29 protein-coding genes are annotated in these 25,889 nt (G+C 65.5%); 15 read left to right on the forward strand and 14 right to left on the reverse strand.

The features are described 5' to 3' along the window. Positions 1 to 34: 34 nt before the first annotated feature. Positions 35 to 952 carry an inositol monophosphatase family protein gene (locus ACIA48_RS05970; RefSeq protein WP_396728687.1) on the reverse strand — a complete coding sequence of 306 codons (918 nt, stop codon included), beginning with the start codon at positions 950 to 952 and terminating at the stop codon, positions 35 to 37. A gap of 66 nt (positions 953 to 1,018) precedes the next feature. Here ACIA48_RS05970 and ppgK point away from each other — a divergent pair, with 66 nt between their 5' ends. Together ppgK and ACIA48_RS05980 are read left to right on the forward strand one after the other, a co-directional pair. Then, a complete protein-coding gene (ppgK, locus tag ACIA48_RS05975; RefSeq protein WP_396728689.1) occupies positions 1,019 to 1,825 on the forward strand; it encodes a polyphosphate--glucose phosphotransferase in 807 nt (268 codons plus the stop codon). Between the two features lie 138 nt (positions 1,826 to 1,963). Continuing rightward, positions 1,964 to 3,565, forward strand: coding sequence for an RNA polymerase sigma factor (locus ACIA48_RS05980; protein WP_396728690.1), 1,602 nt, complete (start codon positions 1,964 to 1,966; stop codon positions 3,563 to 3,565). A gap of 3 nt (positions 3,566 to 3,568) precedes the next feature. Here the strand turns inward: ACIA48_RS05980 and modA are convergent, their stop codons facing one another. Together modA and ACIA48_RS05990 are read right to left on the reverse strand one after the other, a co-directional pair. Further along, positions 3,569 to 4,324, reverse strand: a complete 756-nt coding sequence (gene modA / locus ACIA48_RS05985) for a molybdate ABC transporter substrate-binding protein (RefSeq protein WP_396728692.1) — start codon at positions 4,322 to 4,324, stop codon at positions 3,569 to 3,571. Next, a complete protein-coding gene (locus tag ACIA48_RS05990; protein WP_396728694.1) occupies positions 4,321 to 4,728 on the reverse strand; it encodes a molybdopterin-binding protein in 408 nt (135 codons plus the stop codon). Before ACIA48_RS05990 ends, modA begins: the two co-directional genes overlap by 4 nt. A gap of 84 nt (positions 4,729 to 4,812) precedes the next feature. Between ACIA48_RS05990 and ACIA48_RS05995 the strand changes: the two genes are divergently transcribed. Beyond that, positions 4,813 to 5,946 carry a methyltransferase gene (locus tag ACIA48_RS05995; RefSeq protein ID WP_396728696.1) on the forward strand — a complete coding sequence of 378 codons (1,134 nt, stop codon included), beginning with the start codon at positions 4,813 to 4,815 and terminating at the stop codon, positions 5,944 to 5,946. Positions 5,947 to 5,955: 9 nt separating this feature from the next. Here ACIA48_RS05995 and ACIA48_RS06000 read toward each other — a convergent pair whose 3' ends face one another. Further along, the gene (locus ACIA48_RS06000) at positions 5,956 to 6,738 is read right to left on the reverse strand and encodes a hypothetical protein (protein ID WP_396728698.1); all 783 of its coding nucleotides are present in this window, start codon (positions 6,736 to 6,738) and stop codon (positions 5,956 to 5,958) included. An 81-nt stretch (positions 6,739 to 6,819) separates the two neighbouring features. Between ACIA48_RS06000 and ACIA48_RS06005 the strand changes: the two genes are divergently transcribed. Next, entirely contained in the window at positions 6,820 to 7,191 is a 372-nt protein-coding gene (locus ACIA48_RS06005; protein WP_396728700.1) for a RidA family protein, read from the forward strand. A 13-nt stretch (positions 7,192 to 7,204) separates the two neighbouring features. Here ACIA48_RS06005 and ACIA48_RS06010 read toward each other — a convergent pair whose 3' ends face one another. Beyond that, the gene (locus tag ACIA48_RS06010) at positions 7,205 to 7,564 is read right to left on the reverse strand and encodes a DUF952 domain-containing protein (RefSeq protein ID WP_396728702.1); all 360 of its coding nucleotides are present in this window, start codon (positions 7,562 to 7,564) and stop codon (positions 7,205 to 7,207) included. Between the two features lie 131 nt (positions 7,565 to 7,695). On the opposite strand from ACIA48_RS06010, the gene ACIA48_RS06015 reads away from it, so the two are divergent. Both ACIA48_RS06015 and ACIA48_RS06020 read left to right on the forward strand, forming a co-directional pair. After that, complete coding sequence (locus ACIA48_RS06015) at positions 7,696 to 7,887, forward strand: hypothetical protein (protein ID WP_396728703.1); 192 nt, start codon at positions 7,696 to 7,698, stop codon at positions 7,885 to 7,887. A 64-nt stretch (positions 7,888 to 7,951) separates the two neighbouring features. Beyond that, positions 7,952 to 8,983 carry a YihY/virulence factor BrkB family protein gene (locus tag ACIA48_RS06020; protein ID WP_396728705.1) on the forward strand — a complete coding sequence of 344 codons (1,032 nt, stop codon included), beginning with the start codon at positions 7,952 to 7,954 and terminating at the stop codon, positions 8,981 to 8,983. Here the strand turns inward: ACIA48_RS06020 and ACIA48_RS06025 are convergent. Then, a complete protein-coding gene (locus ACIA48_RS06025) occupies positions 8,973 to 9,209 on the reverse strand; it encodes a DUF3039 domain-containing protein (protein ID WP_396728707.1) in 237 nt (78 codons plus the stop codon). The two genes, ACIA48_RS06020 and ACIA48_RS06025, sit on opposite strands and share 11 nt — an antisense overlap. A 66-nt stretch (positions 9,210 to 9,275) precedes the next feature. On the opposite strand from ACIA48_RS06025, the gene ACIA48_RS06030 reads away from it, so the two are divergent. The 3 genes from ACIA48_RS06030 to ACIA48_RS06040 all read left to right on the forward strand — a co-directional run bounded on the left by ACIA48_RS06030 (position 9,276) and on the right by ACIA48_RS06040 (position 11,602). Continuing rightward, entirely contained in the window at positions 9,276 to 9,677 is a 402-nt protein-coding gene (locus ACIA48_RS06030; RefSeq protein WP_396728709.1) for a DUF3099 domain-containing protein, read from the forward strand. Positions 9,678 to 9,824: 147 nt separating this feature from the next. Further along, positions 9,825 to 10,784 carry a sigma-70 family RNA polymerase sigma factor gene (locus tag ACIA48_RS06035; protein WP_396728711.1) on the forward strand — a complete coding sequence of 320 codons (960 nt, stop codon included), beginning with the start codon at positions 9,825 to 9,827 and terminating at the stop codon, positions 10,782 to 10,784. Between the two features lie 122 nt (positions 10,785 to 10,906). Next, entirely contained in the window at positions 10,907 to 11,602 is a 696-nt protein-coding gene (locus ACIA48_RS06040; protein WP_396728713.1) for an iron dependent repressor, metal binding and dimerization domain protein, read from the forward strand. Between the two features lie 12 nt (positions 11,603 to 11,614). On the opposite strand, the gene ACIA48_RS06045 is transcribed toward ACIA48_RS06040, so the two are convergent. Together ACIA48_RS06045 and ACIA48_RS06050 are read right to left on the reverse strand one after the other, a co-directional pair. Continuing rightward, on the reverse strand, positions 11,615 to 12,652 hold the full coding sequence (locus ACIA48_RS06045; RefSeq protein ID WP_396728715.1) for a DUF4192 domain-containing protein: 1,038 nt from the start codon (positions 12,650 to 12,652) through the stop codon (positions 11,615 to 11,617). 95 nt (positions 12,653 to 12,747) lie between these two features. Next, entirely contained in the window at positions 12,748 to 13,428 is a 681-nt protein-coding gene (locus ACIA48_RS06050) for a hypothetical protein (protein ID WP_396728717.1), read from the reverse strand. Positions 13,429 to 13,580: 152 nt separating this feature from the next. On the opposite strand from ACIA48_RS06050, the gene sthA reads away from it, so the two are divergent. The 4 genes from sthA (at position 13,581) to ACIA48_RS06070 (ending at position 17,843) form a co-directional block, all read left to right on the forward strand. Further along, on the forward strand, positions 13,581 to 14,987 hold the full coding sequence (gene sthA / locus ACIA48_RS06055; protein ID WP_396730637.1) for a Si-specific NAD(P)(+) transhydrogenase: 1,407 nt from the start codon (positions 13,581 to 13,583) through the stop codon (positions 14,985 to 14,987). A gap of 113 nt (positions 14,988 to 15,100) precedes the next feature. Further along, complete coding sequence (locus ACIA48_RS06060) at positions 15,101 to 16,069, forward strand: proteasome assembly chaperone family protein (protein ID WP_396728719.1); 969 nt, start codon at positions 15,101 to 15,103, stop codon at positions 16,067 to 16,069. A 32-nt stretch (positions 16,070 to 16,101) separates the two neighbouring features. Continuing rightward, positions 16,102 to 17,124: an alpha/beta fold hydrolase gene (locus ACIA48_RS06065; RefSeq protein WP_396728721.1), complete on the forward strand. Its 1,023-nt coding sequence runs from the start codon at positions 16,102 to 16,104 to the stop codon at positions 17,122 to 17,124. Positions 17,125 to 17,156: 32 nt separating this feature from the next. Further along, positions 17,157 to 17,843: a PhzF family phenazine biosynthesis protein gene (locus tag ACIA48_RS06070; RefSeq protein ID WP_396728723.1), complete on the forward strand. Its 687-nt coding sequence runs from the start codon at positions 17,157 to 17,159 to the stop codon at positions 17,841 to 17,843. 9 nt (positions 17,844 to 17,852) lie between these two features. Here ACIA48_RS06070 and nrdR read toward each other — a convergent pair whose 3' ends face one another. Together nrdR and ACIA48_RS06080 are read right to left on the reverse strand one after the other, a co-directional pair. Next, positions 17,853 to 18,323: a transcriptional regulator NrdR gene (nrdR, locus tag ACIA48_RS06075; protein ID WP_396728725.1), complete on the reverse strand. Its 471-nt coding sequence runs from the start codon at positions 18,321 to 18,323 to the stop codon at positions 17,853 to 17,855. A gap of 162 nt (positions 18,324 to 18,485) precedes the next feature. Then, positions 18,486 to 18,935: a LysM peptidoglycan-binding domain-containing protein gene (locus ACIA48_RS06080; RefSeq protein ID WP_396728727.1), complete on the reverse strand. Its 450-nt coding sequence runs from the start codon at positions 18,933 to 18,935 to the stop codon at positions 18,486 to 18,488. Between the two features lie 209 nt (positions 18,936 to 19,144). Between ACIA48_RS06080 and lexA the strand changes: the two genes are divergently transcribed. Continuing rightward, the gene (lexA, locus tag ACIA48_RS06085; protein ID WP_396728729.1) at positions 19,145 to 19,846 is read left to right on the forward strand and encodes a transcriptional repressor LexA; all 702 of its coding nucleotides are present in this window, start codon (positions 19,145 to 19,147) and stop codon (positions 19,844 to 19,846) included. Here the strand turns inward: lexA and ACIA48_RS06090 are convergent. Then, positions 19,843 to 21,903: a hypothetical protein gene (locus tag ACIA48_RS06090; protein WP_396728731.1), complete on the reverse strand. Its 2,061-nt coding sequence runs from the start codon at positions 21,901 to 21,903 to the stop codon at positions 19,843 to 19,845. The genes lexA and ACIA48_RS06090 overlap by 4 nt on opposite strands. A 441-nt stretch (positions 21,904 to 22,344) precedes the next feature. Between ACIA48_RS06090 and ACIA48_RS06095 the strand changes: the two genes are divergently transcribed. Beyond that, positions 22,345 to 22,584 (forward strand): CsbD family protein, encoded by a 240-nt coding sequence (locus tag ACIA48_RS06095; RefSeq protein WP_396728733.1) that lies wholly within the window; start codon positions 22,345 to 22,347, stop codon positions 22,582 to 22,584. A 66-nt stretch (positions 22,585 to 22,650) separates the two neighbouring features. Here the strand turns inward: ACIA48_RS06095 and ACIA48_RS06100 are convergent, their stop codons facing one another. The 3 genes from ACIA48_RS06100 to dapF are packed head-to-tail and all read right to left on the reverse strand — an operon-like array spanning position 22,651 to position 25,888. Next, positions 22,651 to 23,529, reverse strand: a complete 879-nt coding sequence (locus ACIA48_RS06100) for an alpha/beta fold hydrolase (protein ID WP_396728735.1) — start codon at positions 23,527 to 23,529, stop codon at positions 22,651 to 22,653. Positions 23,530 to 23,554: 25 nt separating this feature from the next. After that, a complete protein-coding gene (gene hflX / locus ACIA48_RS06105) occupies positions 23,555 to 24,970 on the reverse strand; it encodes a GTPase HflX (protein ID WP_396728737.1) in 1,416 nt (471 codons plus the stop codon). A gap of 45 nt (positions 24,971 to 25,015) precedes the next feature. Next, positions 25,016 to 25,888, reverse strand: coding sequence for a diaminopimelate epimerase (gene dapF / locus ACIA48_RS06110; protein ID WP_396728739.1), 873 nt, complete (start codon positions 25,886 to 25,888; stop codon positions 25,016 to 25,018). Between the last annotated feature and the right edge of the window lies 1 nt (position 25,889).

Raw genomic sequence — 25,889 nt, forward strand, 5'->3', positions numbered from 1 at the left:
GCACGTATTCCGCTCGCGCCCAAGAAATTTGCACTTACAGCGCGCCCGACCGATTCAGCACCGCCGCCAGCTCGTCGGATATTCCGGGTGCCGACGCAACGATCAGGCCCGGCGTGCCGTCACTGGCGGGTAGCCGCAGTGCTGCCCCGGCCTCGGCGGCGATCAGCGCGGCCGCGGCCCAGTCCCACACGTGCACACCGTCCTCGTAGTAGGCGTCCAGTCCGCCGGCGGCCACCATGCAGAGGTCGAGTGCACACGACCCGAAACGACGGATGTCGCGAACGGCCGGCAGCACCTCGGTGAGGATCTGTGCCTGCCGTGCCCGTTTCTCGGCGGCATACGAAAAGCCGGTGCCCACCAACGACATTGACAACTCAGAGGCGGCGCTGGCCCGCAAACGCGTCGTCACTCCCCCGCGGCGCAGATGCGCGCCGTGACCCACCGCCGCGGAGTACAGCGCTCCGGTCGGCACATTCGCGACCGCCCCGGCCACCGAAGCCCCGTCGCGCTGCACGCCGACCGACACCGCGTACGCCTCGAGGTCGTAAACGAAGTTCACGGTGCCGTCGATGGGATCGACCACCCATGTGAGCCGTCCATCGTTCGTTCCGCCCTGCTCCTCACCCATCACGGGCTCCCCCGGGCGCAGGACCGCCAGCCTGTCGCGCAGCAGCGCCTCGGTTTCGGTGTCGACAACGGTGACGGGGTCCGTCGGCGTGCTCTTCGACCGCACCGGCGAGGCGGCGCTCCGGTCGCCGAAGACTTCGGCGCGGCGCGCTCGCACGAATGTGGCCGCCTCGGTGGCCAGTTGTTCGGCTACCGAACGCAGTGCGGCGGGATCGGTCAATGATTCCCGGCCCGCCGGGGTGTTTTCGACCACCCGCCTATCGCAACACAGTCCTGCCGCACGCGCGGCCCCTCGTCGCCAACCGGTTGCGCGACTGCCGCACATGGTTTTTGCGGAGCCGTTAAGGTGTGTGGCGCATCGCAGTGCGGGGCCGATCCCAAAGGAGCGCCGATGACAGCCACCGATTCAGCCGCGGGTGCAGCGGACAGCGGCGCGGGCCAACGCCGCGGCTTCGGTATCGACGTTGGCGGAAGCGGCGTCAAGGGCGGGATCGTCGACCTCGACACCGGTCTGCTGATCGGCGACCGCTTCAAACTCGAGACCCCGCAGCCGGCGACCCCCGACGCGGTCAGCAAGACCGTGGCGGCCGTGGTGCGCGAGTTCGGCTGGACCGAGAAAGTCGGCGTCACATATCCCGGCGTGGTGTCCGACGGGATCGTGCACACCGCCGCCAACGTCGACAAGAGCTGGATCGGCAGCAACGTCAGCGAGTTCTACAGCAAGGCGCTCGATGGCCAGCAGGTGACGGTGCTCAACGACGCCGACGCGGCCGGACTGGCCGAGGAGAGGTTCGGCGCGGGCCGAGACAACACCGGCGTCATCGTGCTGCTGACCTTCGGCACCGGCATCGGCTCGGCGGTGATTCACAACGGTGTCCTGCTGCCCAACACCGAGTTCGGCCACCTCGAGGTCGACGGCAAGGAAGCCGAGCACCGCGCGGCATCCTCGGTCAAGGAAAAGAAAGACTGGAGCTACGAACGCTGGACTAAAGAGGTGACAAAGGTGCTGGTAGCGATTGAGAACGCGATCTGGCCCGACCTGTTCATCGCGGGCGGCGGCATCAGCCGTAAGGCCGACAAATGGGTTCCACTGCTGCAGAACCGCACCCCGGTCGTGGCGGCGGCACTGCAGAACACCGCCGGCATCGTCGGCGCCGCGATGGCCGCTGAGGTCGACGTCACAGCTACTGGCAAGTAGCCGCGCCGAAACCATCGAATTTGCCGCTCAACGCGGCAGCCGCACACACTGTCGTTACAATGGTCGACGGCGGCCGTAGCCCGGATAGCGGCGAAATCAAACCGCCGATATTCGACAGCCGACATTTTTCGATGGCGCATGGTCCCAACCTGCGGTGGGATCTGCACTGCCCACCGGAACGAAGTACGACGAAAGAGTGACGTGGCAGCGACAAAGGCAAGCCCGGCAGCCGATCAACCGGTGAAGCGCACCGCTACCAAGACCGCGGCCAAGAAGGCGCCGGCGGCCAAGTCCGCCAACGGTTCGGCGCCAGCGAAAAAGGCTGCCAAGACAACTGCCGCGAAGGCGACAAAAGCGACGGCGCCCGCCAAGGCGACCAAAGCGGCGGCCAAGGCTGCGCCCGCCAAACGAGCCGCCAAGGCAAAGACCGATGGCGCGCCGGCCACCCGCGGCCGCGCCAAGAAGGCCACCTCGCCTGAGGAAGCGACCAAGGGCGACGTCGATGCAGAGGCCCTCGAAACCGAAGAGCTCGACGGTGAGCCCGACGGCGATATCGAGGTAGATGACGCCGACATCGACCTGACCGACATCGAGGTCGATGACGAGGCCGGCGACGATGATGCCGACGACAGCGACGGCGAAGAGGCCGAGGGCGACGCAGCCGCCAAGCCCGCCGCCAAGGTCGCCACCGCGGCACCAGCCGCCGACGACGACGAGATCGCCGAGCCGAGCGAGAAAGACAAGGCTTCCGGCGACTTCGTCTGGGACGAAGAGGAATCCGAGGCTCTGCGGCAGGCCCGCAAGGATGCCGAGCTGACCGCTTCGGCCGACTCGGTGCGCGCCTACCTGAAGCAGATCGGCAAGGTCGCGCTGCTCAACGCCGAGGAAGAGGTCGAGCTCGCCAAGCGCATCGAGGCCGGGCTGTACGCCACCCAGCTGATGGCTGAACTCGCCGACAAGGGCGAGAAGTTGCCTGCGGCGCAGCGTCGCGACATGGCGTGGATCTGCCGCGACGGCGACCGCGCGAAAAACCATCTGCTGGAAGCGAACCTGCGGCTGGTGGTGTCGCTGGCCAAGCGCTACACCGGCCGCGGCATGGCGTTCCTGGATCTCATCCAGGAAGGGAACCTCGGTCTGATCCGTGCAGTCGAGAAGTTCGACTACACCAAGGGTTACAAGTTCTCCACGTACGCGACGTGGTGGATCCGCCAGGCGATCACCCGCGCGATGGCCGACCAGGCCCGCACCATCCGCATCCCGGTGCACATGGTCGAGGTCATCAACAAGCTCGGCCGCATCCAGCGTGAGCTGCTGCAGGACCTGGGCCGCGAGCCCACGCCCGAAGAGCTGGCCAAGGAAATGGACATCACGCCGGAGAAGGTGCTGGAGATCCAGCAGTACGCGCGTGAGCCGATCTCGCTGGACCAGACCATCGGCGATGAAGGCGATTCGCAGCTCGGTGATTTCATCGAGGACTCCGAGGCCGTCGTCGCGGTCGACGCGGTGAGCTTCACGCTGCTGCAGGATCAGTTGCAGTCGGTGCTGGAGACGCTGTCCGAACGCGAAGCCGGTGTCGTGCGACTTCGGTTCGGTCTCACTGACGGCCAGCCGCGCACGCTCGACGAGATCGGTCAGGTCTACGGCGTGACGCGTGAGCGCATCCGTCAGATCGAGTCCAAGACGATGTCGAAGCTGCGCCACCCAAGCCGCTCTCAGGTGCTGCGCGACTACCTCGACTAGCGATCAGGGTTTGGCGAAGCCGGCCGTGCTCAACGTCTTCTGCCCGGCTTCGCCCGTGACGGCTTCGATGAACTTGCGGGTCAGTTCCTGATGCTCGGATGACTTCAGCGCGGCGATCGGATAGGTATTCAGCGCGTCGGCGGATTCGGGGAACGGTACCGCGGTGACCTTGTCCCCCGCGCCGATCGCATCGGTAACGTACACGAGTCCGGCGTCGGCCTGGCCCGTCGTCACCTTGTTGAGCACATCGCTGACCGAAGATTCCTCACTGACGGGCATGATGTCCACGTCGGTGGCTTCCTCGACCTTCTGGGTAGCCGAGCCACACGGCACCTGGGACGCGCACACCACCACGGCGAGACCAGGCTTCGTCAGATCCTGAAACGACTTGACCTGCTTCGGATTTCCCGGCACGACGACGATGGTCAACGTGTTCGACGCGAAGTTCACCGGGTCGCCGTCCACCAGGCCCGCCTGCGCCGCCTTATCCATGTTCTTGGTATCGGCGGACGCGAAGACATCGGCCTGCGCACCCTGCGTCAGCTGAGTGACCAGATCCGAGGAGCCCGCGAACGAAAACTCCACCGTCGCTCCTGCATTGTCGGTTTCGAACTGCTCGCCAATCTCGGTGAAGGTCGACTTCAGTGACGCCGCCGCGAACACCATGATCGTCTGATCCCCGGCTTTATCGCCGGAACCGCATGCGGACAGCACGAGTGCCAGAGCAGCAGTCGATACAAACAGCTTGGACTGCTTCATGATTGGCCGCCGCGAGTCTCGACGATCACGGTCGTGGCTTTCACCACCGCGACGGCCACGCTGCCCGGTTCGAGCTGAAGTTCTCGTACCGCGTCGGTGCTCATCAACGAGACGACGGTGAACGGTCCGCACTGCATCTCGACCTGGGCCATCACGGTGTCGGTGACGACCTTCGTCACTAGCCCGGCGAACCGGTTGCGCGCCGAACTCGCGACACTCAGCGGGTCCTTCGGAGCCCCGCTGACGTTAGCCCGCGCGAACGCGGCCAGCGCGGCCCCGTCGATCGCCTTGCGGCCCGACGCATCGAGATGAGCGGTCAACGCGCCCTCGTCGATCCATCGGCGCACGGTGTCGTCGCTGACCCCGAGAAGTTCGGCGGCCTCGCGGATGCGAATTTCCGGCACGGCGGAAGCGTACCGACCGCTAGTCGCAGGAACAACCGTATCCACGGCTCCAAAAAGCTGATTTGTCCGTGCTTGCGGGAAAATATGGAGTTTCACTACCGACCGGTAGGGTTGCGCTCCGTGCCCGATAAGCCTGCTAAAGTCCCGCCCGCCCGCGTAGTCCGCATCATCGAATCCGCCCGCGCCGCGCTGCAGAAGGTCAACCGGGCGATGGTGCCCGGCTACGTCGCGCTGCTCGAGACGGCGCAGGGCGCCTGGGTGACTCAAGCTCTCTACGTCGCCGCCAAGCTCGGCATCGCAGACGAGCTCGCGAACGGCCCCAAGACCGCCGATCAGGTTGCTGCGAAAGTGGGCGCGCATCCCGACTCGGTGTTTCGCTTGATGCGCATGCTCGCCGGCCGCGACGTGTTTCACCAGCTCCAGGATGGCCGGTTCGAGTTGGCCGCGATGGGTGAAGCGCTGCGCGCAGATGCGCCCAACTCTCTGCGGTCGATGGTCTTGTTCATCGGGTCTCCTGAGCACTGGGCGGAGTGGGGCGAGCTGCTCTACTCGGTGCAGACGGGTAAACCTTCACCCGAAAAGCTATACGGCAAGTCGTATTTCGAGCACCTCGACGAGGCCCCCGAACAGGCGGCGATCTTCAACGACGCCATGTCATCGATGGCGGCGTTGGCCAACGAGACGGTGCTCCCGGTGTATGACTTCTCCGGCTTCAAGCTCATCGCCGACGTCGGCGGTGGCCACGGCAACCTGCTCAGTGCCATCCTGCGCTCGGCTCCGACGGCTCGCGGCGTGCTTTACGACCTTCCGTCGGTCGTCGCGGGCGCCGGGCCGGTGCTCGAGGCTGCCGGCGTCGCGAATCGTTGTGCCGTCGAGGGCGGCTCGTTCATGGACTCGGTGCCCGACGGCGCGGACGCCTACGTGATGAAGTCGATCATCCACGACTGGGACGACGACATCTCCGAGAAGATCCTGCGCAACGTCCGCACCGCGATCGCGCCGAACGGCCGACTGCTGCTGCTTGAGCTCGTGCTGCCCGAGCGCGCGACCTCGAACTGGGGAGCCGTCCTCGATATGGAGATGCTTGTTTCCCCCGGCGGCCGGGAGCGCACCCGCGCAGAGTTCGCCAATCTGTTGTCGCGATGCGGATTCCGGCTCACGCGCGTCGTCGACACCGCGACGCCGATGATGTCGATCGTGGAGGCCGCTCCGGCCTAGCAGGCCGACTCAGCGCTTCTTTTCGCGCACCTTGTACGTCGAGGGCCACGATTCCCTGGTCTCGTCGCCGACCAGCGGCACGCCCTTGCTGCCTATGCGAATGTCGAACGCCTCCTTGCCCGCGCCGACCTCCCGGTTGGCGTGCTCGGTGGCGAGGTAGATCAACTGGTCGATCTCGGCCTCGGCGAAGGCGACGAACGTGGTGTTACGCACGATCTCCTCCTCGGGCGGAGCCATCCGCTCGGGAAGCAGTCGCGACGCCAGCGCCGCGAGCCCCAGCAGTGAGAACGGGACAACCCAGTAGCAGACGAACGACAGCGGTGTTTTGGTGTCGAGGATGGTCGCTTCGCCGTACACGATCGGCGGAATGGCCGACGACACCGTCATCCCTGCGAACGCGGCCACCCAGATCCACGTCAGCACCGAGGTGATGCGCTTGAAGACCTCGGTCTCGATGATTTCTTTCGGCTGACCGACCTCGGCGAACTCACGTACGAACGGCCTGCCGACCAGGATGCTGCCCAGTGCCACCAGGAAGATGCCGACGTTGCTCAGCGGCTGCATCCACTGCTGCATGAACTGGTCGCTCAACGTGAAGGTCAGGACCGTCAGCACTAAAAACGTTGCGATGGCGCCTATTTCGAGCGTGCGGCCCGCCGATCCCTTCACGCGTCCGATAACGAACGACAGCACGGCGATCGCGAACGCGACCACTACCGCGGTATGGAAGGGGACGTTGCCGACGAGAACCCAATAGACGATCCACGGCGCGAAGCCCAGAAGAATGCCCACGGTGGGTCAGTCTAGGTTGTCAGTCAATGGCCGAACTGTAAACCCGTTGCACTGGCCGCAGCGCCGACTACGTTGTGACAGGTGAAGCGCCGCAACGTGTCGTCCGGCTCCGAGTACGAGGCCACGGTCGGATACTCGCGGGCAGTACGCACGGGACCCTACGTCGCTGTTGCGGGCACGACCGGCGCCGGTGATGGTGCCGCGGAACAGGCCCGGGACGCGTTGCGGCGCATAGCGATCGCACTGCAAGACGTCGGCGCTGCCCTGTCGGACGTGGTGCGTACCCGGATCTACGTGACGGACATGTCGCGCTGGGTTGATGTCGGCGCGGTCCATGCAGAGGTGTTCGGCGACATCATGCCTGTGGCGACCATGGTCGAGGTATCCGCACTGATCGCGCCCGAACACCTCGTGGAGATCGAGGTCGACGCGTACGTGGATGGGGCCGGATAGACCTGGCAGCCCGCTACTGCGCCAGCGGTGCGAATAGGCCGTCGGGTCCCGGCGCGTACGGCGTGACAGTGATCACAGCTTTCGCAGGTAGTGAACCGTACAAATGTGGGAACACCATCGCATCGGGATCGCTCGGGGCACCGGGCTCCCAGCGGATCGGAGAGGACAAGCGTGCGGGGTCGACGCGGAGTAGCAGGAGGTCTGTGCGACCGGCGTACAGCCGGTTCGCCGGCAGATGCACCTGCTCAGGCGTGGACAGATGCACGAAACCGTGCGAGGCCAGCGAGTCAGGCCGAAGCTCACCGTCGCCCTGCGCCGACTGCCACTCCTCGGCACCGCAAATGTGGACCAGCACAGCCGGCAAGGGTCGCATACCGGCTATCTAACCCGTGGGCAACTTGGCGTAACGGTGAGACACGACACACCGGTAAACCCCTAGGGAACAAGGCCGAAACCGAAAGCGTCTGAGACAGTAGAGATACGCGAGTAACCGATGGAGGTGCCATGACCGCAACGCTCATTAGCCCGGAACTGACAAAGGCTGACCGCTGCGATCGCTGCGGAGCCGCGGCTCGCGTACGGGCAAAGCTCCCGTCGGGCGGCGAACTCCTGTTCTGCCAACACCATGCCAACGAGCACGAAGCCAAGCTGGTGGAGCTCGCTGCGGTTCTTGAGACGAGCCCCGTAGAGGTCTGAGCGCCGACACGACGGCCTGCCCCGTTAGGCGGGACGGGCCGTCGTCAGGAATGCTGGACTGGACATGAGCGACCAGTCCCAGCCGCTACCGCTACCGCCGTCGCGCCATCACATCAGGCATATCGTTCGACGCACGCTTTCAAAAAGCTGGGATGATTCGATCTTTTCGGAGTCGGCTCAGGCGGCGTTCTGGTGCGCATTGTCCCTGCCCCCGCTGCTGCTGGGGATGCTCGGCAGTCTGGCGTACATCGCGCCATTGTTCGGCCCGGAGACACTGCCGGCAATCCAGGATCAGTTGATCAGCACTGCGGAACGATTTTTCTCGTCCAGCGTCGTGGACGAGATCATCGCCCCGACCGTGTACGACATCGTCAAGGGCGCCAGGGGCGAAGTCGTGTCGATCGGTTTCGTGATCTCGCTGTGGGCGGGCTCGTCGGCGATCTCGTCGTTCGTCGACTCCGTCGTCGAGGCTCATGACCAGACCCCGCTGCGCCATCCGGTCCGGCAGCGCTTCTTCGCGCTCGGCCTCTACGTGGTGATGCTGGTGGCGGCCATCGCGGCGGCGCCGTTCGTCGCGCTCGGCCCGCGCAAGATCGCCGAGCATCTGCCCGAGAGCTGGGACAACGCGCTGGCCTTCGGCTACTACCCGCTGCTGTTCGTCACGTTGGTCGTCAGCGTGAACATCCTGTACCGGGTGTCGTTGCCCGAACCGCTGCCGTCGCATCGGCTCATCCTGGGCTCGGTGCTTGCGACGGTGGTATTCCTCATCGCGACGTTGGGGCTGCGGTTCTACCTGACGTGGATCACCAGCACCGGATACACCTACGGCGCCCTCGCGACGCCGATCGCGTTCCTGTTGTTCGCCTTCTTCCTCGGGTTCGCGATCATGCTGGGCGCGGAACTGAACGCCGCGATTCAGGAGGAGTGGCCCGCGTCCCCGACGCATGCCAAACGGGTCCGGTTGTGGCTCAAACGGAAGGCCGAGTCGCGTAACGGCGATGATCCGCCCGCGCGGGAAGAAGACACCGTGCCGGCCGCGGACGCGATGGCCGGATTGCCGCCTCCGCCGGCGGGTCCCGACGTCGCTACTTCTTGAGCTTGTCGTAGATCTTCTTGCAGTCCGGGCAGACCGGCGACCCGGGCTTGGCGGCCTTCGTAACCGGGAAAACCTCGCCGCACAGCGCCACGACGTGCGTACCCATCACTGCGCTCTCGGCGATCTTGTCCTTTTTGACGTAATGAAAGAACTTCGGAGCGTCGTCGTCGGTCCCGTCGTCGACGCGTTCGTCGGTGTCGGTGCGCTCGATCGTCTGGGTCTGCATGCCAACCATTTTGCCTGTAAGAATTCCGACACGTACAGCAGACGATCGGTGTGGAACAGTGGAGGTATGAAACACGGCCCAGAGCTGAGTTTCGATGATGACGGTCGACCGATCCTGATCACGCAGGCCGCACCCTCGTACGAAGTCCAGCACCGCCAGCGGGTACGCAAGTACCTCGCGCTGATGTTCTGGCGCATTCCCGCGCTGATCGCCGCCGCGGTGGCATACGGCATTTGGGAGAACGGACTCATCTCGCTGGCGATCCTGGTGGCGTCGATCCCGCTGCCGTGGATCGCGGTGCTCATCGCCAACGATCGGCCGCCGCGCCGTGCAGAGGAACCGCGTCGATACGAGTCCGCGCGCCGAATCCCGTTGTTCCCGACGGCGGAGAGACCCGCCCTGGAGTATCGCGCGCACTCGACGCGGCAATCGGGCGAAGGCGATTCGCGCGGCGATTTCGCGGACTGAGGATTTTCTAGCGCATTTCTCAGCACATTCTCAGGTCGAGTGCGGAAAACCGCTGATCAGAACGTGTGAAGCGACCGATCGGTGGGAACTCCTACGGGCAGATGAGCGTTGTAGCTCATGAAAGATCGACCCGATCAGGAGGCCGTCATGGCAAATGCCACCCTTACCCGCATCGAGGGCGACCTGGACGCCCAGAGTCCAGCCGCCGACCTCGTACGCGTCTACTTGAACGGGATTGGCAAAACGGCCTTGCTCAACGCCGCCGATGAGGTTGAACTTGCAAAGCGCATTGAGGCAGGCCTTTACGCGCAACATCTGCTGGCCACCAGGAAGCGATTGGGCGAGAACCGCAAACGTGATCTTGGCGCTGTCGTCCGCGACGGCGAGGCCGCCCGCCGCCACCTCCTGGAAGCCAACCTCCGCCTGGTGGTGTCGCTGGCCAAGCGCTACACCGGACGCGGCATGCCGCTGCTGGACCTGATTCAGGAGGGCAACCTCGGCCTCATCCGCGCGATGGAGAAGTTCGACTACGCCAAGGGATTCAAGTTCTCGACGTATGCGACGTGGTGGATCCGCCAGGCGATCACCCGCGGCATGGCCGATCAGAGCCGTACGATCCGGCTTCCGGTCCACCTCGTGGAGCAGGTCAACAAGCTGGCCCGCATCAAGCGTGAGATGCACCAGAATCTAGGCCGCGAGGCCACCGACGAGGAGCTGGCCGAAGAGTCCGGTATCCCTGTGGAGAAGATCACTGATCTGCTCGAGCACAGCCGCGATCCGGTGAGCCTGGACATGCCTGTCGGCAGCGACGAGGAAGCGCCATTGGGCGACTTCATCGAAGACGCCGAGGCGATGTCGGCCGAGAACGCGGTGATCTCCGAGCTGCTGCACACCGACATCCGCCACGTGCTGGCCACGCTCGACGAGCGCGAGCAACAGGTGATCCGCCTGCGGTTCGGCCTGGACGACGGACAACCGCGCACACTGGACCAGATCGGCAAGCTGTTCGGTCTGTCGCGCGAGCGCGTCCGCCAGATCGAGCGCGAGGTCATGGCCAAGCTCCGCAACGGCGAACGCGCCGACCGGTTGCGGTCTTACGCCAGCTAAGAGCGTCTCCCCGAATGCCCGCCGGTTCGCCGGCGGGCATTCTTCGTCGCACGTGTCGGCGTGCGTAGCGGCGCTCTGAGGGCCCCTTGGCCGGTAGACTCTGCGTGACGGAGGGTTGTGAAATGAACGATCTGGTCGATACCACCGAGATGTACCTGCGGACTATCTACGACCTCGAAGAAGAGGGCGTAGTGCCGCTGCGTGCGCGTATCGCCGAGCGCCTGGATCAGAGTGGTCCGACCGTCAGCCAAACCGTCTCCAGAATGGAACGCGACGGCCTGCTGCACGTCGCTGGTGACCGGCACCTCCAGCTCACCGACAAGGGCCGCGGCCTGGCCGTCGCAGTGATGCGCAAGCACCGCCTCGCCGAGCGGCTGCTGGTCGACATCATCGGGCTGCCGTGGGAGGAAGTGCACGCCGAGGCCTGCCGCTGGGAGCATGTGATGAGCGAGGACGTCGAGCGCCGCCTGGTGCGGGTCCTCGACAATCCCACAACCTCCCCCTTCGGCAATCCCATCCCGGGCCTGTCTGAGCTCGGTCTGGCCGCCGGCGGATTGGGCGCCGACCAGATCAATCTGGTTCGACTCACCGAATTGCCCGCAGGCATGCCCGTCGCGGTCGTCGTGCGGCAGCTGACCGAGCACGTACAGGGCGATGTCGAGTTGATCGGGCGGCTCAAGGACGCTGGCGTCGTGCCCAATGCCCGCGTGACGGTGGAAGCGAACGACCACGGTGGCGTCATGATCGTGATCCCCGGCCATGAGCAAGTCGAGCTGCCCCATCACATGGCGCACGCCGTGAAGGTCGAGAAGGTCTAGCGCCCAAGATCCTCACCCGGCACGGCGCCCGAACGCGCGCCTAGCCGGCAGCCGTACCCCCAATCGCTTGGCCAACCGGTATCCGGTCGTGGCCAGATCGCGAATCTGCTCCGGCCGCATCCCCGATTGCAGTGCGGTGTCGAGCATGCCCGCCATGCGATGGGTCTCGTCGCACCGTAGCGCCGCGTCCAACGACACCCCAGCCAACGGACCGTCACCGCGCGCGTACGCCGAGAAAGCCAGCAGCACAAGCGCTTCCACCCGCCAAGGTTCCGGAAGGGTGCGAGCCAGCTCGGCCCACAACGATTCGGCCTGCCCGGCATCCTCGCCGACCGCCAGCGCGTAGAGCGTGTCGCGCACCAGCGGGTCGGTCAGTGCGCACGCCAGCCGTGCCGCGGTGTCGTCGGACAGCGGCTGCCCATCGGCCACGGATACGACTGCAGCCATAGCCATTTCGACGTCACGCCGCACCTCGGCGTCCGACCGATCGACATCACAGCTTCCGATCGCGGCGGCCAGGCCAGCGCTGCGAGCCGGGTCGGCGACGGCGATGACCTCCTGCAGGTCCACGCGCCGCCTGTAGAGCCTGCGGCCGTCCAGGACCGCGGCGACGGCCAACGGCGATGCGGACGGGTCGTCGACGGTTCCGGAATTCCCGCAGCCGTCGGCGCAATGCCAGCGTCCCCCCGCCGCGACGCGATCGACGACATGGGCGGCGAGCAGTTCGATGTCGTGCTCGGCGAGTGTCATCGCCAGGGAGGCGGCCAGCAGACGGTATTCGTCGTTGCACATCCGGCAACCCGCGCCGTCGCCGTCGACGATGACCGCGATCGCCGCATCGGGTTGTGCGCCCGCAGCCACCTCGGCGATGTGCTCGACGGAATCGCTCAGTTCATCGGAAAGATCAACGCGCATAACGCATCCCATCTCCCCTCGATCGACCGTCACCAAGACGAGCGATTTCTCGGGCACGAAGCCCAGCACAGCGGGCAGGGCGGCGATCAGGACGCCGGGGCGGTTCAGGCTGAAGTCGGGCGATTGCGGTGTCATGTCCCCACCGTTGTTCCAGCCGCAGACTCCCCGAAGGCATCACAACGCCGCAGGGGCCAACCGTGTGGATGAATGCGTGATTGGGGATGAACGGGCTAGCCGTCGCGGCGCAGCTTCACCACCGCGTCCCGGAACAGGGCGTCCAGCGACGACGTGTCGGCGTCGTCCACCGCAGGGTCCTGCAACCAGCTGGCACTGACTCGGGTGTCAGCGATCTGGGCCGCGAACGTCATCACCGTGCGCTCGGATTCAGGGGTCGTCACCGTCTGCTCGACGGCATAAGCGTCGTCGGCGTCAACCGGCGGCGCGGGCAGCACCGTCACGTCCACCGTTGACGCCTCCTCACCCACGCCCACATCGAACGAGGGGCATCCGCGCAGTTGATCGAGCCGAATTCTCAACGCCGGGGCCGGCCGGGTCACCGTGACGATCAGCCTGCCCGCAGTCGCGCTGTCGACACCTTGCACGCCCACCGTCTCGCTATGCCACAGCGCCGGCGGCGTGCAGGTCGGCGGAGTCACCGCAGCTCCCATCGGGACACCGTCGATGTCCTGCAGCGCTCGTTCCAGCGAGGCGTCGTCGAGCACCGCAGCCGGATACTGCGGCGGGAAGTGATCGGGTTCGATGAGCAGCTGCGCGACGGGGAGCGGGGCCTTGTCGGCGGCGACGGCCACTGGCTGCGACGCCCCGACGACCACCCGGCTGCATGCGACCAGCAACGCCGCGGTCATCAGCAGCGTGCACCCGCGCAGGCCCCGCGACAGCGTGTCACCCATCGGCGTCATCGTCTCACCGGTCGGCCGCCTCAACGGTCAGGCGCGCGTAGATGACCCGGGTTGCCTAACGGACGATTAATTTCACGTGGTCTTGCTGCCCGTCAGCGTGCGAGATCTGCGCAACCGGCGTACATCTTGATCCCATGGGTTCCATGCTCGAGTACGACCTGGTGGTCATCGGATCGGGTCCGGGTGGCCAGAAGGCCGCGATCGCGGCCGCAAAGCTTGGCAAGACGGTCGCGGTCGTCGAACGCGGCCGAATGCTCGGTGGTGTGTGCGTGAACACCGGGACCATCCCGTCCAAGACTCTGCGCGAGGCCGTCGTCTACCTCACCGGAATGAGCCAGCGCGAGCTCTACGGCGCGAGCTACCGCGTCAAGGAGAAGATCACCCCGGCCGACCTGCTCGCACGGACCTCCCATGTCATCGGCAAGGAACAGGACGTCGTGCGGTCGCAGCTGATGCGCAACCGAATCGACCTCATCCAGGGCCACGGACGGTTCATCGACGCGCATACGGTGCTGGTCGAGGAGCCCACCCGCGGTGAGCGCACGACCGTCAGCGGCGAATACATCGTGATCGCCACCGGAACCAAGCCGGCGCGCCCGCTCGGCGTCGAGTTCGACGAAGAACGCGTGCTGGACTCCGACGGCATCCTCGACCTGAAGTCGTTGCCCGCCACGATGGTGGTCGTCGGTGCCGGCGTGATCGGCATTGAGTACGCCTCGATGTTTGCCGCCCTCGGCACCAAGGTGACCGTCGTCGAAAAGCGCAACGACATGCTCGACTTCTGCGACCCCGAGATCATCGAGGCGCTGAAATTCCACCTGCGCGACCTCGCCGTGACGTTCCGGTTCGGCGAGGAGGTGACCGCCGTCGACGTCGGCGCCGCGGGCACAGTCACGACGCTGGCCAGCGGCAAGCAGATCCCCGCGGAGACGGTGATGTACTCCGCGGGCAGACAGGGGCAGACCGAACACCTCGATCTGGCCAATGCCGGTCTCGAGACGGACCCCCGCGGGCGCATCACCGTCGACAGCAATTTCGCGACCAAGGTCGACCACATCTACGCCGTCGGCGATGTCATCGGTTTTCCCGCGCTCGCAGCCACATCGATGGACCAGGGCAGGCTCGCGGCGTACCACGCCTTCGGCGAACCGGCCAAAGGCATGACCGACCTGCAACCGATCGGCATCTACTCCATCCCTGAGGTGTCCTACGTGGGCGCCACCGAGGTGGAGCTGACCAAGAAATGCCTGCCGTACGAGGTCGGGGTCTCGCGCTACCGCGAGCTGGCACGCGGCCAGATCGCCGGCGACTCCTATGGCATGCTCAAACTCCTGGTCTCGACGGATGACCTGAAGCTGCTGGGCGTCCACATCTTCGGCACCAGCGCGACCGAGATGGTCCACATCGGCCAGGCCGTGATGGGGTGCGGCGGCACCATCGAATACCTCGTCGACGCGGTCTTCAACTACCCCACGTTCTCGGAGGCCTACAAGGTCGCGGCGCTGGACGTGATGAACAAACTGCGCGCTCTGAATCAGTTTCGCCACTAGTTCCCTCCATTGGGTTGGTTGGGGTCCGGCATTGCGGGAACGCAACATGGGCCACACTGGTTGTCACGATGCGGAGGCGATCATCGCCTTCACACCGTCGAGGAGGCGTAAAGATGGCGGATGACGCAGATCAACCTGAGCAGCGCTACCAACCGGACCACACCGGCATGTACGAACTGGAGTTTCCGGCTCCGCAGCTGACGTCGGCGGACGGCCGAGGACCTGTGTTGATCCATGCGCTCGAGGGCTTTTCCGACGCAGGCCACGCCATCAAACTGGCCGCTCAGCACCTGCGGAACACCCTCGACACGGAGTTGGTGGCCTCGTTCGCTATCGACGAACTGCTCGACTACCGGTCGCGGCGCCCACTGATGACCTTCAAGACTGACCACTTCACCCACTACGAGGACCCCGAGCTCAGCCTCTATGCGATGCATGACAGCGTCGGCACGCCGTTTCTGCTGCTCGCCGGTATGGAGCCGGACTTGCGGTGGGAGCGATTCCTGACGGCGGTGCGACTGCTGGCCGAACGGCTCGGCGTGCGCCGGGTGATCGGTCTGGGGGCCATCCCAATGGCGGTGCCGCATACCCGCCCCATCACCCTGACGGCGCACTCCAACAACAAGGAGCTGATCGCCGAACATCAGCCCTGGGTGGGCGAGGTGCAGGTGCCCGGGAGCGTGTCGAACCTGCTGGAGTTCCGCATGTCTCAGCACGGGTACGAGGTCGTCGGGTTCACCGTGCACGTGCCGCACTATCTGGCTCAGACCGACTACCCCGCGGCCGCGGAGGTGCTGCTGGCCGAGGTCGCGAAGACCGGAGGGTTACAGATCCCTGTGGAGGCGCTGGACGCCGCGGGCGCGGAGGTTCAGCAGAAGATCAACGAGCAGGTCGAGGGCAGCACTGAAGTGGCTCAGGTGGTGACCGCGTTGGAGCGTCAGTACGACGCGTTCGCCGCGGCGCAGGAGAACCGGTCGTTGCTGGCCCACGACGAGGATCTGCCCAGCGGCGACGAACTGGGAGCAGAGTTCGAGCGCTTCCTCCGGCAACAGGACAGAGGCAAGGACGACGACGCCAGATAGCGCCCATCCGAACGGGCCGCTAAGTTGTCGCAATGGCCGCGCGATCGCCCAACCTGCGCCCGGTTCGGGAACTCACCCCCGAGTTGGAGTACCGCACCATCCACGGGTACCGGCGCGCGTATCGGGTCGCGGGCTCTGGACCAGCGATCCTGCTGATTCACGGCATCGGCGACAACTCGACCACGTGGAGCACGGTCCAGTCCAAATTGGCCCAGCGATTCACCGTCATCGCGCCAGATCTGCTGGGCCACGGCAAGTCTGATAAGCCTCGCGCCGACTATTCGGTGGCCGCCTACGCCAACGGAATGCGCGACCTGTTGAGTGTCCTGGACATCGATCGGGTCACCGTCGTCGGTCATTCATTGGGTGGCGGCGTGGCGATGCAGTTCGCCTACCAGTTCCCCCAATTGGTCGATCGACTGATCCTCGTTGGCGCCGGCGGCGTGACAAAGGATGTCAACATCGCCTTGCGCGTCGCCTCATTGCCCATGGGCAGCGAGGCGCTCGCGTTCCTGCGCCTACCGCTGGTGCTGCCGGCGGTGCAGGTCGTCGGCCGTGTGGCCGGAGCGATGTTCGGATCGACCGGTCTGGGCCGCGATATTCCCGACGTGATCCGGATCCTCGCGGATCTGCCGGAGCCGACGGCATCGTCGGCCTTCGCGCGCACCCTGCGCGCCGTAGTGGACTGGCGCGGCCAAGTCGTCACAATGCTCGACCGATGTTATTTGACGCAATCCGTTCCCGTGCAATTGATTTGGGGAAGCGCCGACTCGGTGATACCGGTCAGCCACGCCCGCCTGGCACATGCCGCGATGCCCGGCTCACGGCTGGAGATTTTTGACGGCTCCGGTCATTTCCCGTTCCACGACGACCCCGATCGCTTCGTCGAAATTCTCGAGCAGTTCATCTGCTCCACCGATCCCGCGGTCTACGACCAGGACTATCTGCGCGGACTGCTGCGCACCGGCATCGAAGAGGGTGCGATCTCCGGCCCGGTCGACACGCGAGTCGCCGTTCTCGACGCCATGGATCACGACGAGCGTAGCGCGACCTGAGGACGCCGGCGCCGCCTCGGTAGCATCGGGCCATGGCCATCGACGTAACGGTTCTGCGGGTATTCACCGACGCGGAAGGCAACTACGGAAATCCGCTAGGCGTTGTCGACAACAGCACTGTCGAGCCCTCTGACCGCCAGCGCATCGCCACCCAATTGGGTTATAGCGAAACAATATTCGTCGATCTGCCGGAGAGCGGCTCCAATACGGCACACGCCCGCATCTTTACACCGGCAGTCGAGCTGCCGTTCGCAGGACACCCGACAGTTGGCGCGTCATGGTGGCTGCGCGACCAGGGATTCGCGATCAACACACTGCGGGTTCCCGCCGGCGTCGTGCAGGTCAGCTATGACGACGAACTGACGGCGGTGAGTGCGCGTTCGGAATGGGCGCCGGGCTTCGCGATCTACGACCTTGATTCAGTCGACGACCTGATGGCGGCAGATCCGTCCGACTACGCCGATGCGACCGAGCATTACCTGTGGACCTGGCTCGACAAATCCGCCGGAACGATCCGCTCCCGGATGTTCGCCGCCGATCTCGGCGTCCCGGAGGACGAGGCCACCGGTGCCGCAGCGGTACGCATCACCGACTACCTCAGCCGCGATCTGGAGATCGTGCAGGGCAAGGGGTCGAGGATCTCCACCCAATGGAGCCCCGAGGGCTGGGTGCGGGTCGCGGGGCGCGTCGTCAGCGACGGCACGAAACAGATCGACTGAGGCGCCAGTTCAGCTCTGGGCCGGCTGCGGAGACTTCTGGTGCTCGCGCAGCTCCTCGATGGCCCGCTCGAAGTCTTCTGCCGACGTGAATCCGCGGTATACCGAGGCGAAGCGCAGATAGGCGACCTCGTCGAGGTCACGGAGTGGGCCCAGGATAGCCAGACCCACCTCATTGCTGGGGACTTCGGGCGAGCCCGTGGCGCGCACGGCGTCCTCCACCTGCTGGGCGAGCAGGTTCAACGCGTCATCATCAACCGCGCGGCCCTGGCAGGCGCGGCGCACGCCCTTGACGACCTTCTCCCGGCTGAACGGTTCGGTGACCCCGCTGCGCTTGACCACCGCGAGCACCGCAGTCTCGACCGTCGTAAAGCGACGACCACATTCAGGACATGATCTGCGGCGGCGAATCGCCTGGCCTTCGTCGGTTTCCCGCGAGTCGACCACTCGGGAATCGGGATGACGACAGAACGGACAGTGCATCACCGCTCCTTCGCCGCACCACCAGACAACCAACTCGAACGCCTCTGAGCGTACCTGCGTGGCAGTTCGCGAGCCCAGGTTCGTGTTGATTGGGACATATCCGGTAGCTGTCCCGCCGAATGCCTTTGTGCGGCCGACATTTTCACCGCTCACAATGCACCGTCAGCTGATCGGCGCGATCAGCGTCTGGCCGGCGTGGATCGCCACAGTGTCGAGCTGGTTGAGTTCGCGGATCCGGTCGACGACGCGGCTCACCGGCGCGTCAGGTGCCACCCGGCCCGCCACCTGCTGCAGCGTCTCGCCCGTCTGCACCTGGACCACTGCGAGCCGATCCGGCACGGGGGCCGATTCGCCGACGACACCGCCGAACTGCGCCACCAATCCGAGCCACACGGTGATACCTGCGGCGACCATCGCCAGCAGGACTGTGGTGACCGGGGTGATGGGCCGGCGCCGGTGCGAAGCGCGCGAGACGAGGACGCCGGAGCTGCGGTACCGCATCGGTGCGCCGCCGGGCCGCCGCGACTGCGGCCGACGCCGTGCTCCGGTCGGCCGGTTCACCGGCCTGACCACCGATGTTGCCTGGATTTCCCGTGTGTCGAGAATGGTCATCTGTCTGCCTTCCGGTACAAGGTCGTTCGCTCTTGTGTTCGAACATACTCGCTCAGGTGTTCGATTAATAGAACATGTGATCGAACTGTTGCCAAACGATATCGGCACCCACCGACAAGTCCCGGCGAGCGGACCTGCGACCTCGCGGTCGTGCGACACGCCTCGAACACATGTTTGATTAATCGTCGGTCACGGGCTACCTTTGCGCCATGGACTCCAGCAGCGATACCCCGGGTGGCACGGACGGCACCGGCGGGCGCGGCGGGCTCGATACGGGGCTCACCGAGCGTCAACGCACCATCCTTGACGTGATCCGCGCTTCGGTGACCAGTCGCGGCTATCCCCCGAGCATCAGAGAAATCGGCGATGCGGTCGGACTGACGTCGACCTCGTCGGTGGCCCATCAATTGCGCACATTGGAACGCAAGGGCTATCTGCGCCGCGATCCCAACCGGCCGCGCGCCGTGGACGTGCGCGGTGCCGACAGCGGCGCCTCGATCATCGCCACCGACGTCGCGGGCTCGGACGCCCTGCCGGAACCGACATTCGTACCGGTGCTGGGCCGTATCGCCGCGGGTGGGCCCATCCTGGCCGAAGAGGCCGTCGAGGACGTCTTCCCACTACCGCGCGAGCTGGTCGGCGAGGGCTCGCTGTTCCTGCTCAAAGTGGTCGGCGACTCCATGGTCGACGCAGCGATCTGCGACGGCGACTGGGTGGTCGTTCGTCAGCAGAACGTCGCCGACAACGGTGACATCGTCGCCGCGATGATCGACGGCGAAGCGACGGTGAAGACGTTCAAGCGCACGCGCGGTCAGGTGTGGCTGATGCCGCACAATCCAGCGTTCGATCCGATTCCCGGCAACGATGCTGCCGTGCTGGGCAAGGTCGTGACGGTGATCCGCAAGATCTAGCGGGCCTCAGCGTCGGTGACGAAGCCGTTCACCCGCGCGAGTTCCTCACTCGCGAACCAGATTTCAGCGCTGGCATCGTCGTACGACGGACTGCCGGGCGCCCAGTACACACCTGACTTCGTATTCGCCTTGATCGGATAGCCCTCCGGCGCCTCGTTCGGGTCGTCCAGCGGCACCAGGAAGGCCACGTGTTGTGTCGGCGGTTCGTCGTCGATCTCGATCCGGGCATGGCGTCCGGTATCGGTGAACGGATCGCGCTTGACCGCTGCGGCCGCCGCGGCTGCGGCGATGGCCGCCTCGGCGGTTTGTATGCGAGTCGGCGCGGTGTCGACCGCGTCCGGGTCGTCGTCCTCGCCGGACTCGTCCGGCTCTTCCAGATTGGCCGGCTCGTCCTCGGAGGCGGGCGGCTCGCCCATCTCTACCGGGCTCTCCGAACTGCCCTCTGAAATGCTCGATACCGGCGATGGCAGACCCCAAAGATCTTCATCTTTGGGCGCAACGTCCGGCGTCAGATCATCGCTGCCGCGCGGGATCGAGCCCAATCCCCCGCTGGTATACCGATCGCCGAACATCGCCGCGGCGTACTCGTCGTCAGTGGTCGCCCGATCAGGGGCGCCTGCCGTGCCGTACGTGGCATCGGCGTCGCCGCTGAACCGGACGTCCTGCATCGCATACGAATCGTCGGGCGCGAAAGGATCTTCTTTCCTGCGCCGGCGCAGCATCAGTGCGAGCACGACCCCACCGATCAGAATGACCACCGGCACGAGCGCCAGCAGCCACCACAAGCTCGGTTTGAACCACTTGTCGCCCTTGGAATCTGAGGCCTGCGGGTTGCTCGGCGCCTCGTCACGCGGCTTCTGTCCCGGCACGTCGAGACCGGACAACTCAGACGCCAGATTCGCCGGTTCAGTGCTGAAGGTGTTCTTCGCGCCGTCCCATGAGATGACACCCCCGGTGAAGCGCTGCGTGACGACGTCGCCGGCCTCGGTCTGATCGGCCATCGGCGCACCCAACGTGCCCTTCGCACCGTCAAGTCGCTCCCAGGCCGCTGCCATCGCGCCCCGCACGATCACCGCGCCGTGGTCCGGCGTCCAGAAGATGACCGGCTTGTCGTCCGCCGCAAAGCTGGACATGCGGCTTGCGGTGGCCAGACCACCGTCGACCTCGCTGGTGATCGGGAACCCGAGATCCCCTTCCGGCCCGCCCACACTCTCGTACTTGGCCAACACCTGCCCGGTCACGACGTTCGCACCGGTGGCGGGCGTGTAGAAGATCGCGCCACCGGCAAAGTTCTGCCTCAGTCCGTCCTTGCCGACCGAGTACGGCGCACCGTCAGACGCGCCCAGCGGACCCATCGGCCCTCCGGCGGCACGCCGCGCGGCGTTGATCGCCGCAGCGGGATCGTCAGGAACTTGGAGGTCACCCAACTCTGCCGCCAACTCCGGCGGCACTGTCGTGAAGGTCTTCTTCCGGATGTCGTACGACAGCTCACCGCCGGTGAACGCCTGGGAGACGACGTCACCCTTGTAGACCTCGTCCTCGGCCGGCACCCCTAGTGTCCCCGCTGAGCCACCCAGCTTGTCCCAGGCCGCGTTGATCGGTCCACGGACCACACGTGCGCCGGTCGCGGGCGTAAAGAAGATCACCGGCTTGTCGGACGCACTGAACGTGGTGTTGCGGCTGTCGGGGGCCCGTCCTGGTCCCTCGTCGATGGTGGGGAATCCCAGGTCGCCATCGGCGGGGCCACCGAGAGACTCGTACTTCTCCAAAATTGCGCCCTGCATGATGCGGGCACCCGTTTCCGGGGTGAAAAAGATCTTGCCGCCAGCGAAGTTCTGGCCGAAACCCGAGCCGGCCGGGTAGACGTCGCCGTTCCTGGGCCCGAGTGTGCCGCCATCACCGCCGCTGGCCTCCCACGCAGCGGTGATCGCGGCGTTCGCATCGGCCTCCGGCTGCGCCGCTGCAACGGGTGCGAGCAATACAGCCATCGTCACTGCCAGCAAACTGATTGCGAGTCGATTGCGCACCATTCGGCGCCGACTCTGCTGCCCGATCATTGACCCTCCCGCAGTCGGCGCAAATTCCACGAAAAGCATCGCGCCCGTCCACTTTCCGTCAGATGACGTTAATAACCAAGGAACACACGCAAACTCTGGCAGAGAAAATACCCCGGCGAGGTGCAAAAGCTCCGCATCTTGCGCTGCGAAGCGCCGAATAGAATTGTCCGACGACCGGATACGAGAACTTCGGTGTGGAATGAAATCGCGACTTTCTGCGCGAGGGGTTCCCAGTTCATTGCAAACGAAATTGCCGGTCACGGTGCGCGGCGATCGGGTTCGATTCGACGTTCGTGAGTTCCGTTGCCGCGGCGGCTATGCCGAAGCCGGCCGACTCCACACCGCAATGTGACGTGAGCCACGGTGTAGCCGTGCGGGTTTAGCAAAGCGGCGTTTGGGGGCACTCATGGGCCACCTGACCCTCAGCAAGGAGGACAACGAATGTCGGACAAAAACAGCGGACCCGAAGAAGCCATCAAGGGCGTCGTCGAAGGCGTGAAGGGCAAGGTCAAAGAGGTTGCAGGCGCGGTCGCCGGGCGTGACGACCTGTACCGCGAAGGGCAGGCCCAGCAGGACAAGGCCGACGCGCAACGCAACGCCGCCCAGAAGGAAGCCGAAGCCGAGGCCGCCCGCGGTGCAGCCAAGGCAGCCGAGAAGCGGCAAGAGGCTGAGCAGAACTAGCTCGCTCCACATCAACTCACCGAGGGGTCCCCGAGTTCTCATGAGTTCGGGGACCTTTCGGCTGCTTCAAGCCAATGCTGTGAGCACCTCGTTCCCGAGTTCTTTCGGACAGTCGACCGTCAGCATGTGGTTGGCGCCGGGTAAGAGATGCGTTCGTACGTCGGGGATCAGCCGTTGCGCCCTGGCAATCGCGGCGTGCGGACCGCCGCGGTAAATGACTTCGCGATCTCCGATCAGAACCGTTGTCGGCACCGCGATCCGCCTCAGGTTGTCGTCGGAGAGCACCGTCGGTGGCGTCAGCCCGGTGGGCACGGGTTTGTTGGAAAGCAGCGCGGTGACGATCAGATCCGCCGCCGGATCGGTGTGCACATCTGGCGTGCTCGACAACCACTGCACGAAACCGCGAGCCCGATCCGGCGAGCGCGACAGGCTGGCCGAGAACACACCTCGATAAAACTGCAGAACGATCGGCGCGAATGTCGCTGCAGGACACAGCAATACAAGACGAGTGACCATTTCGGGCGCTTGCAGCGCAAAGTTGGCCGCAAGCCATCCGCCATAGGAGAGGCCGACGACCCTTGCTCGCTCAACGTCGAGCGCGGCGAACACCTGGCGCAGCCACGCGACGAGCTTGGCCGTTCCCAGGATCCTCCGATTGGCAACACTCTTGTTGCCTTCGATGATCGTGTCGACGCAGTAGCATCGGTACGTCGCGCTGAGCGTCTCGATGACCGGACCCCACATCGTCGCGGTGGCGGATGCCCCGTGCAGAAGAACCAGCGGCGGCGCGGATTCCGGGCCACTCACAATCACGTGCGTCGTACCGAACTCGGTATTGAGATCGCGCTCTTCGCAATCGACGGGCCAGTCCCCGACGACGGCGTCGTACTTCGCGATGAAATCGTCACGCACACGCGGGTTCCGGAAGGGATCGAGTCTCACCATGGCGCCGATGCTAACGACACGCGCCCTAGAACGTTGAGTAGTCGCTCAAGCTGGCGGCCAACGGAATCGGCACGCGAGCCTTGATCCTCGTGCCTTCGGCGGTGTGTTCGGTGGCGTCCACGCGACCGTCGGCATGAACCTTGTTGACCAGATCGCCGCGGTCATAGGGGATCGTCACGTCCACCACGGCGTCTTTCGGAGCGATCAGCTCTGCCATCCGCTGCTGCAGCCGGGGCAGGCCCTCTCCAGTGTGCGCGGAAACGAACACCGCTTCCGGCAGCGCCCGACGAAGCTGCGCCAGCGAGAGGCCGTCGGCCGCGTCGATCTTGTTGACCACCACCAACTCTGGCGCGGGCTTGCTGTCATGTTCGGCGATCACCTCGTTGACCACCTGGCGCACGGCGTTGATCTGGGCCAGCGGGTTGACGTCGGAACCGTCGACGACGTGCACCAGCAGGTCGGCGTCCACGACCTCCTCCAAAGTGGACCTGAACGCCTCCACCAGCTGAGTCGGCAGATGTCGCACGAACCCGACTGTGTCCGTTAAGACGAACGCCCGGCCGTCGGCGAATTCCCCACGGCGCGTTGTCGGTTCGAGCGTGGCGAACAATGCGTTCTCCACGAGGACACCCGCACCGGTCAGTGCGTTGAGGAGGCTGGACTTGCCCGCGTTGGTGTAACCGACGATTGCGATGGACGCGACGTCACTGGCCAACCGGCGGCTGCGCTGGGTGTCGCGGATCTTCTTCATGTCCTTGATCTCGCGGCGCAGCTTGGACATTCGCTCGCGAATGCGCCTGCGGTCGGTCTCGATTTTGGTTTCGCCGGGTCCGCGGGTACCCACACCGCCACCGGCCCCGCCGGCGCGACCGCCGGCCTGTCGAGACATCGACTCACCCCAACCTCGCAGTCTCGGCAGCATGTACTCCATCTGCGCGTACGCGACCTGCGCCTTGCCTTCGCGGCTGGTCGCGTGCTGAGCGAAGATGTCGAGGATCAGCGCCGTCCGGTCGATCACCTTGACCTTGACGGCCTTCTCGAGCGCATTGAGCTGGGCAGGGCTCAGCTCACCGTCGCAGATCACCGTGTCGGCACCGGTGGCGAGCACCACTTCGCGCAGTTCCTGCGCCTTACCCGAGCCGATGTAGGTCGACGGGTCCGGCTTGTCACGGCGCTGCACGAGTCCTTCTAGCACCTCCGAACCGGCTGTCTCGGCGAGTGCGGCGAGTTCGGCCATGCTGGCGTCGACGTCCGCGGCGCTGCCCTCGGTCCACACGCCGACGAGCACGACACGTTCCAGCCGAAGCTGGCGGTACTCGACCTCTGAGACGTCGGAAAGCTCGGTCGACAAACCGGCCACACGACGCAACGCCGCGCGGTCTTCAAGGGCGAGTTCACCCGCGCTGGGTGTCTCGTTGACTGGAAATTTGGGATACGTCATAAGCGAATACAGGGTGGCACGGCCATTGATGCCAATGCACGTGAATTAACGCTGGACAGCACGCCACCATTCCTCGGACAGTTCGCCGTCGGCCACCAAGACCGAAGGGCCACGAAGGTAACTGGATGCCTCGGTGACCGTGACCGTCACGTCCCCTCCGGGGATGCGCACCCGCAATTGGCCGGTGCTCGAGCCGTCGTACGCCAGCGCTGCGACGGCGGCGGCGACGGTTCCGGTGCCACAGGACCGGGTCTCACCGACACCACGCTCGTGTACCCGCATCGACACCGCCCCATCCATCGGCGCCGTCAACACCTCGATGTTGACGCCCTCGGGGAACTGCGCACGGTCGAACGACACCGGTGCCGCGACGTCGAGCGCCGTCAGGTCGTCGAGCGTCATGACCGGATCGACACAGGCCAGATGGGGATTGCCCACATCGATCGCCAAGCCCGCGAACGGCCTGCCGCCCACAATCGCTTCGCCGACACCCAATTGGCTGGCCTTACCCATCTCGACGGTGACGTCCGCCCCGGTGGCGCCCCAGTCGTGCAGCACGACCGGACGCGGTCCCGCCAGCGATCCGACGACGAACTCATCCCGGCTCTCCAGCCCGGAGGCACGCAGGTAGTGCGCGAACACCCGGACCCCGTTGCCACACATCTGGGCGATCGATCCGTCGGCATTGCGGTAGTCCATGTACCAGTCATCGGGCGCCACGCCCTCGGGGATCCGGTCGAAAACGCCCGCCGATTGTGCGGCCGCCGCCCTGGTGACCCGCAACACGCCGTCGGCACCGATACCCCGCCGGCGGTCGCACAGCGCGGCCACCGCGGCAGGCATCAGCGTCAACCTGCCCTCCGGGTCGGGCAGCACCACAAAGTCGTTCTGGGTGCCGTGCCCTTTGGCGAACTTCACC

The organism is Mycobacterium sp. NPDC051804 (genome assembly GCF_044452905.1).
Lineage (GTDB): Bacteria > Actinomycetota > Actinomycetes > Mycobacteriales > Mycobacteriaceae > Mycobacterium.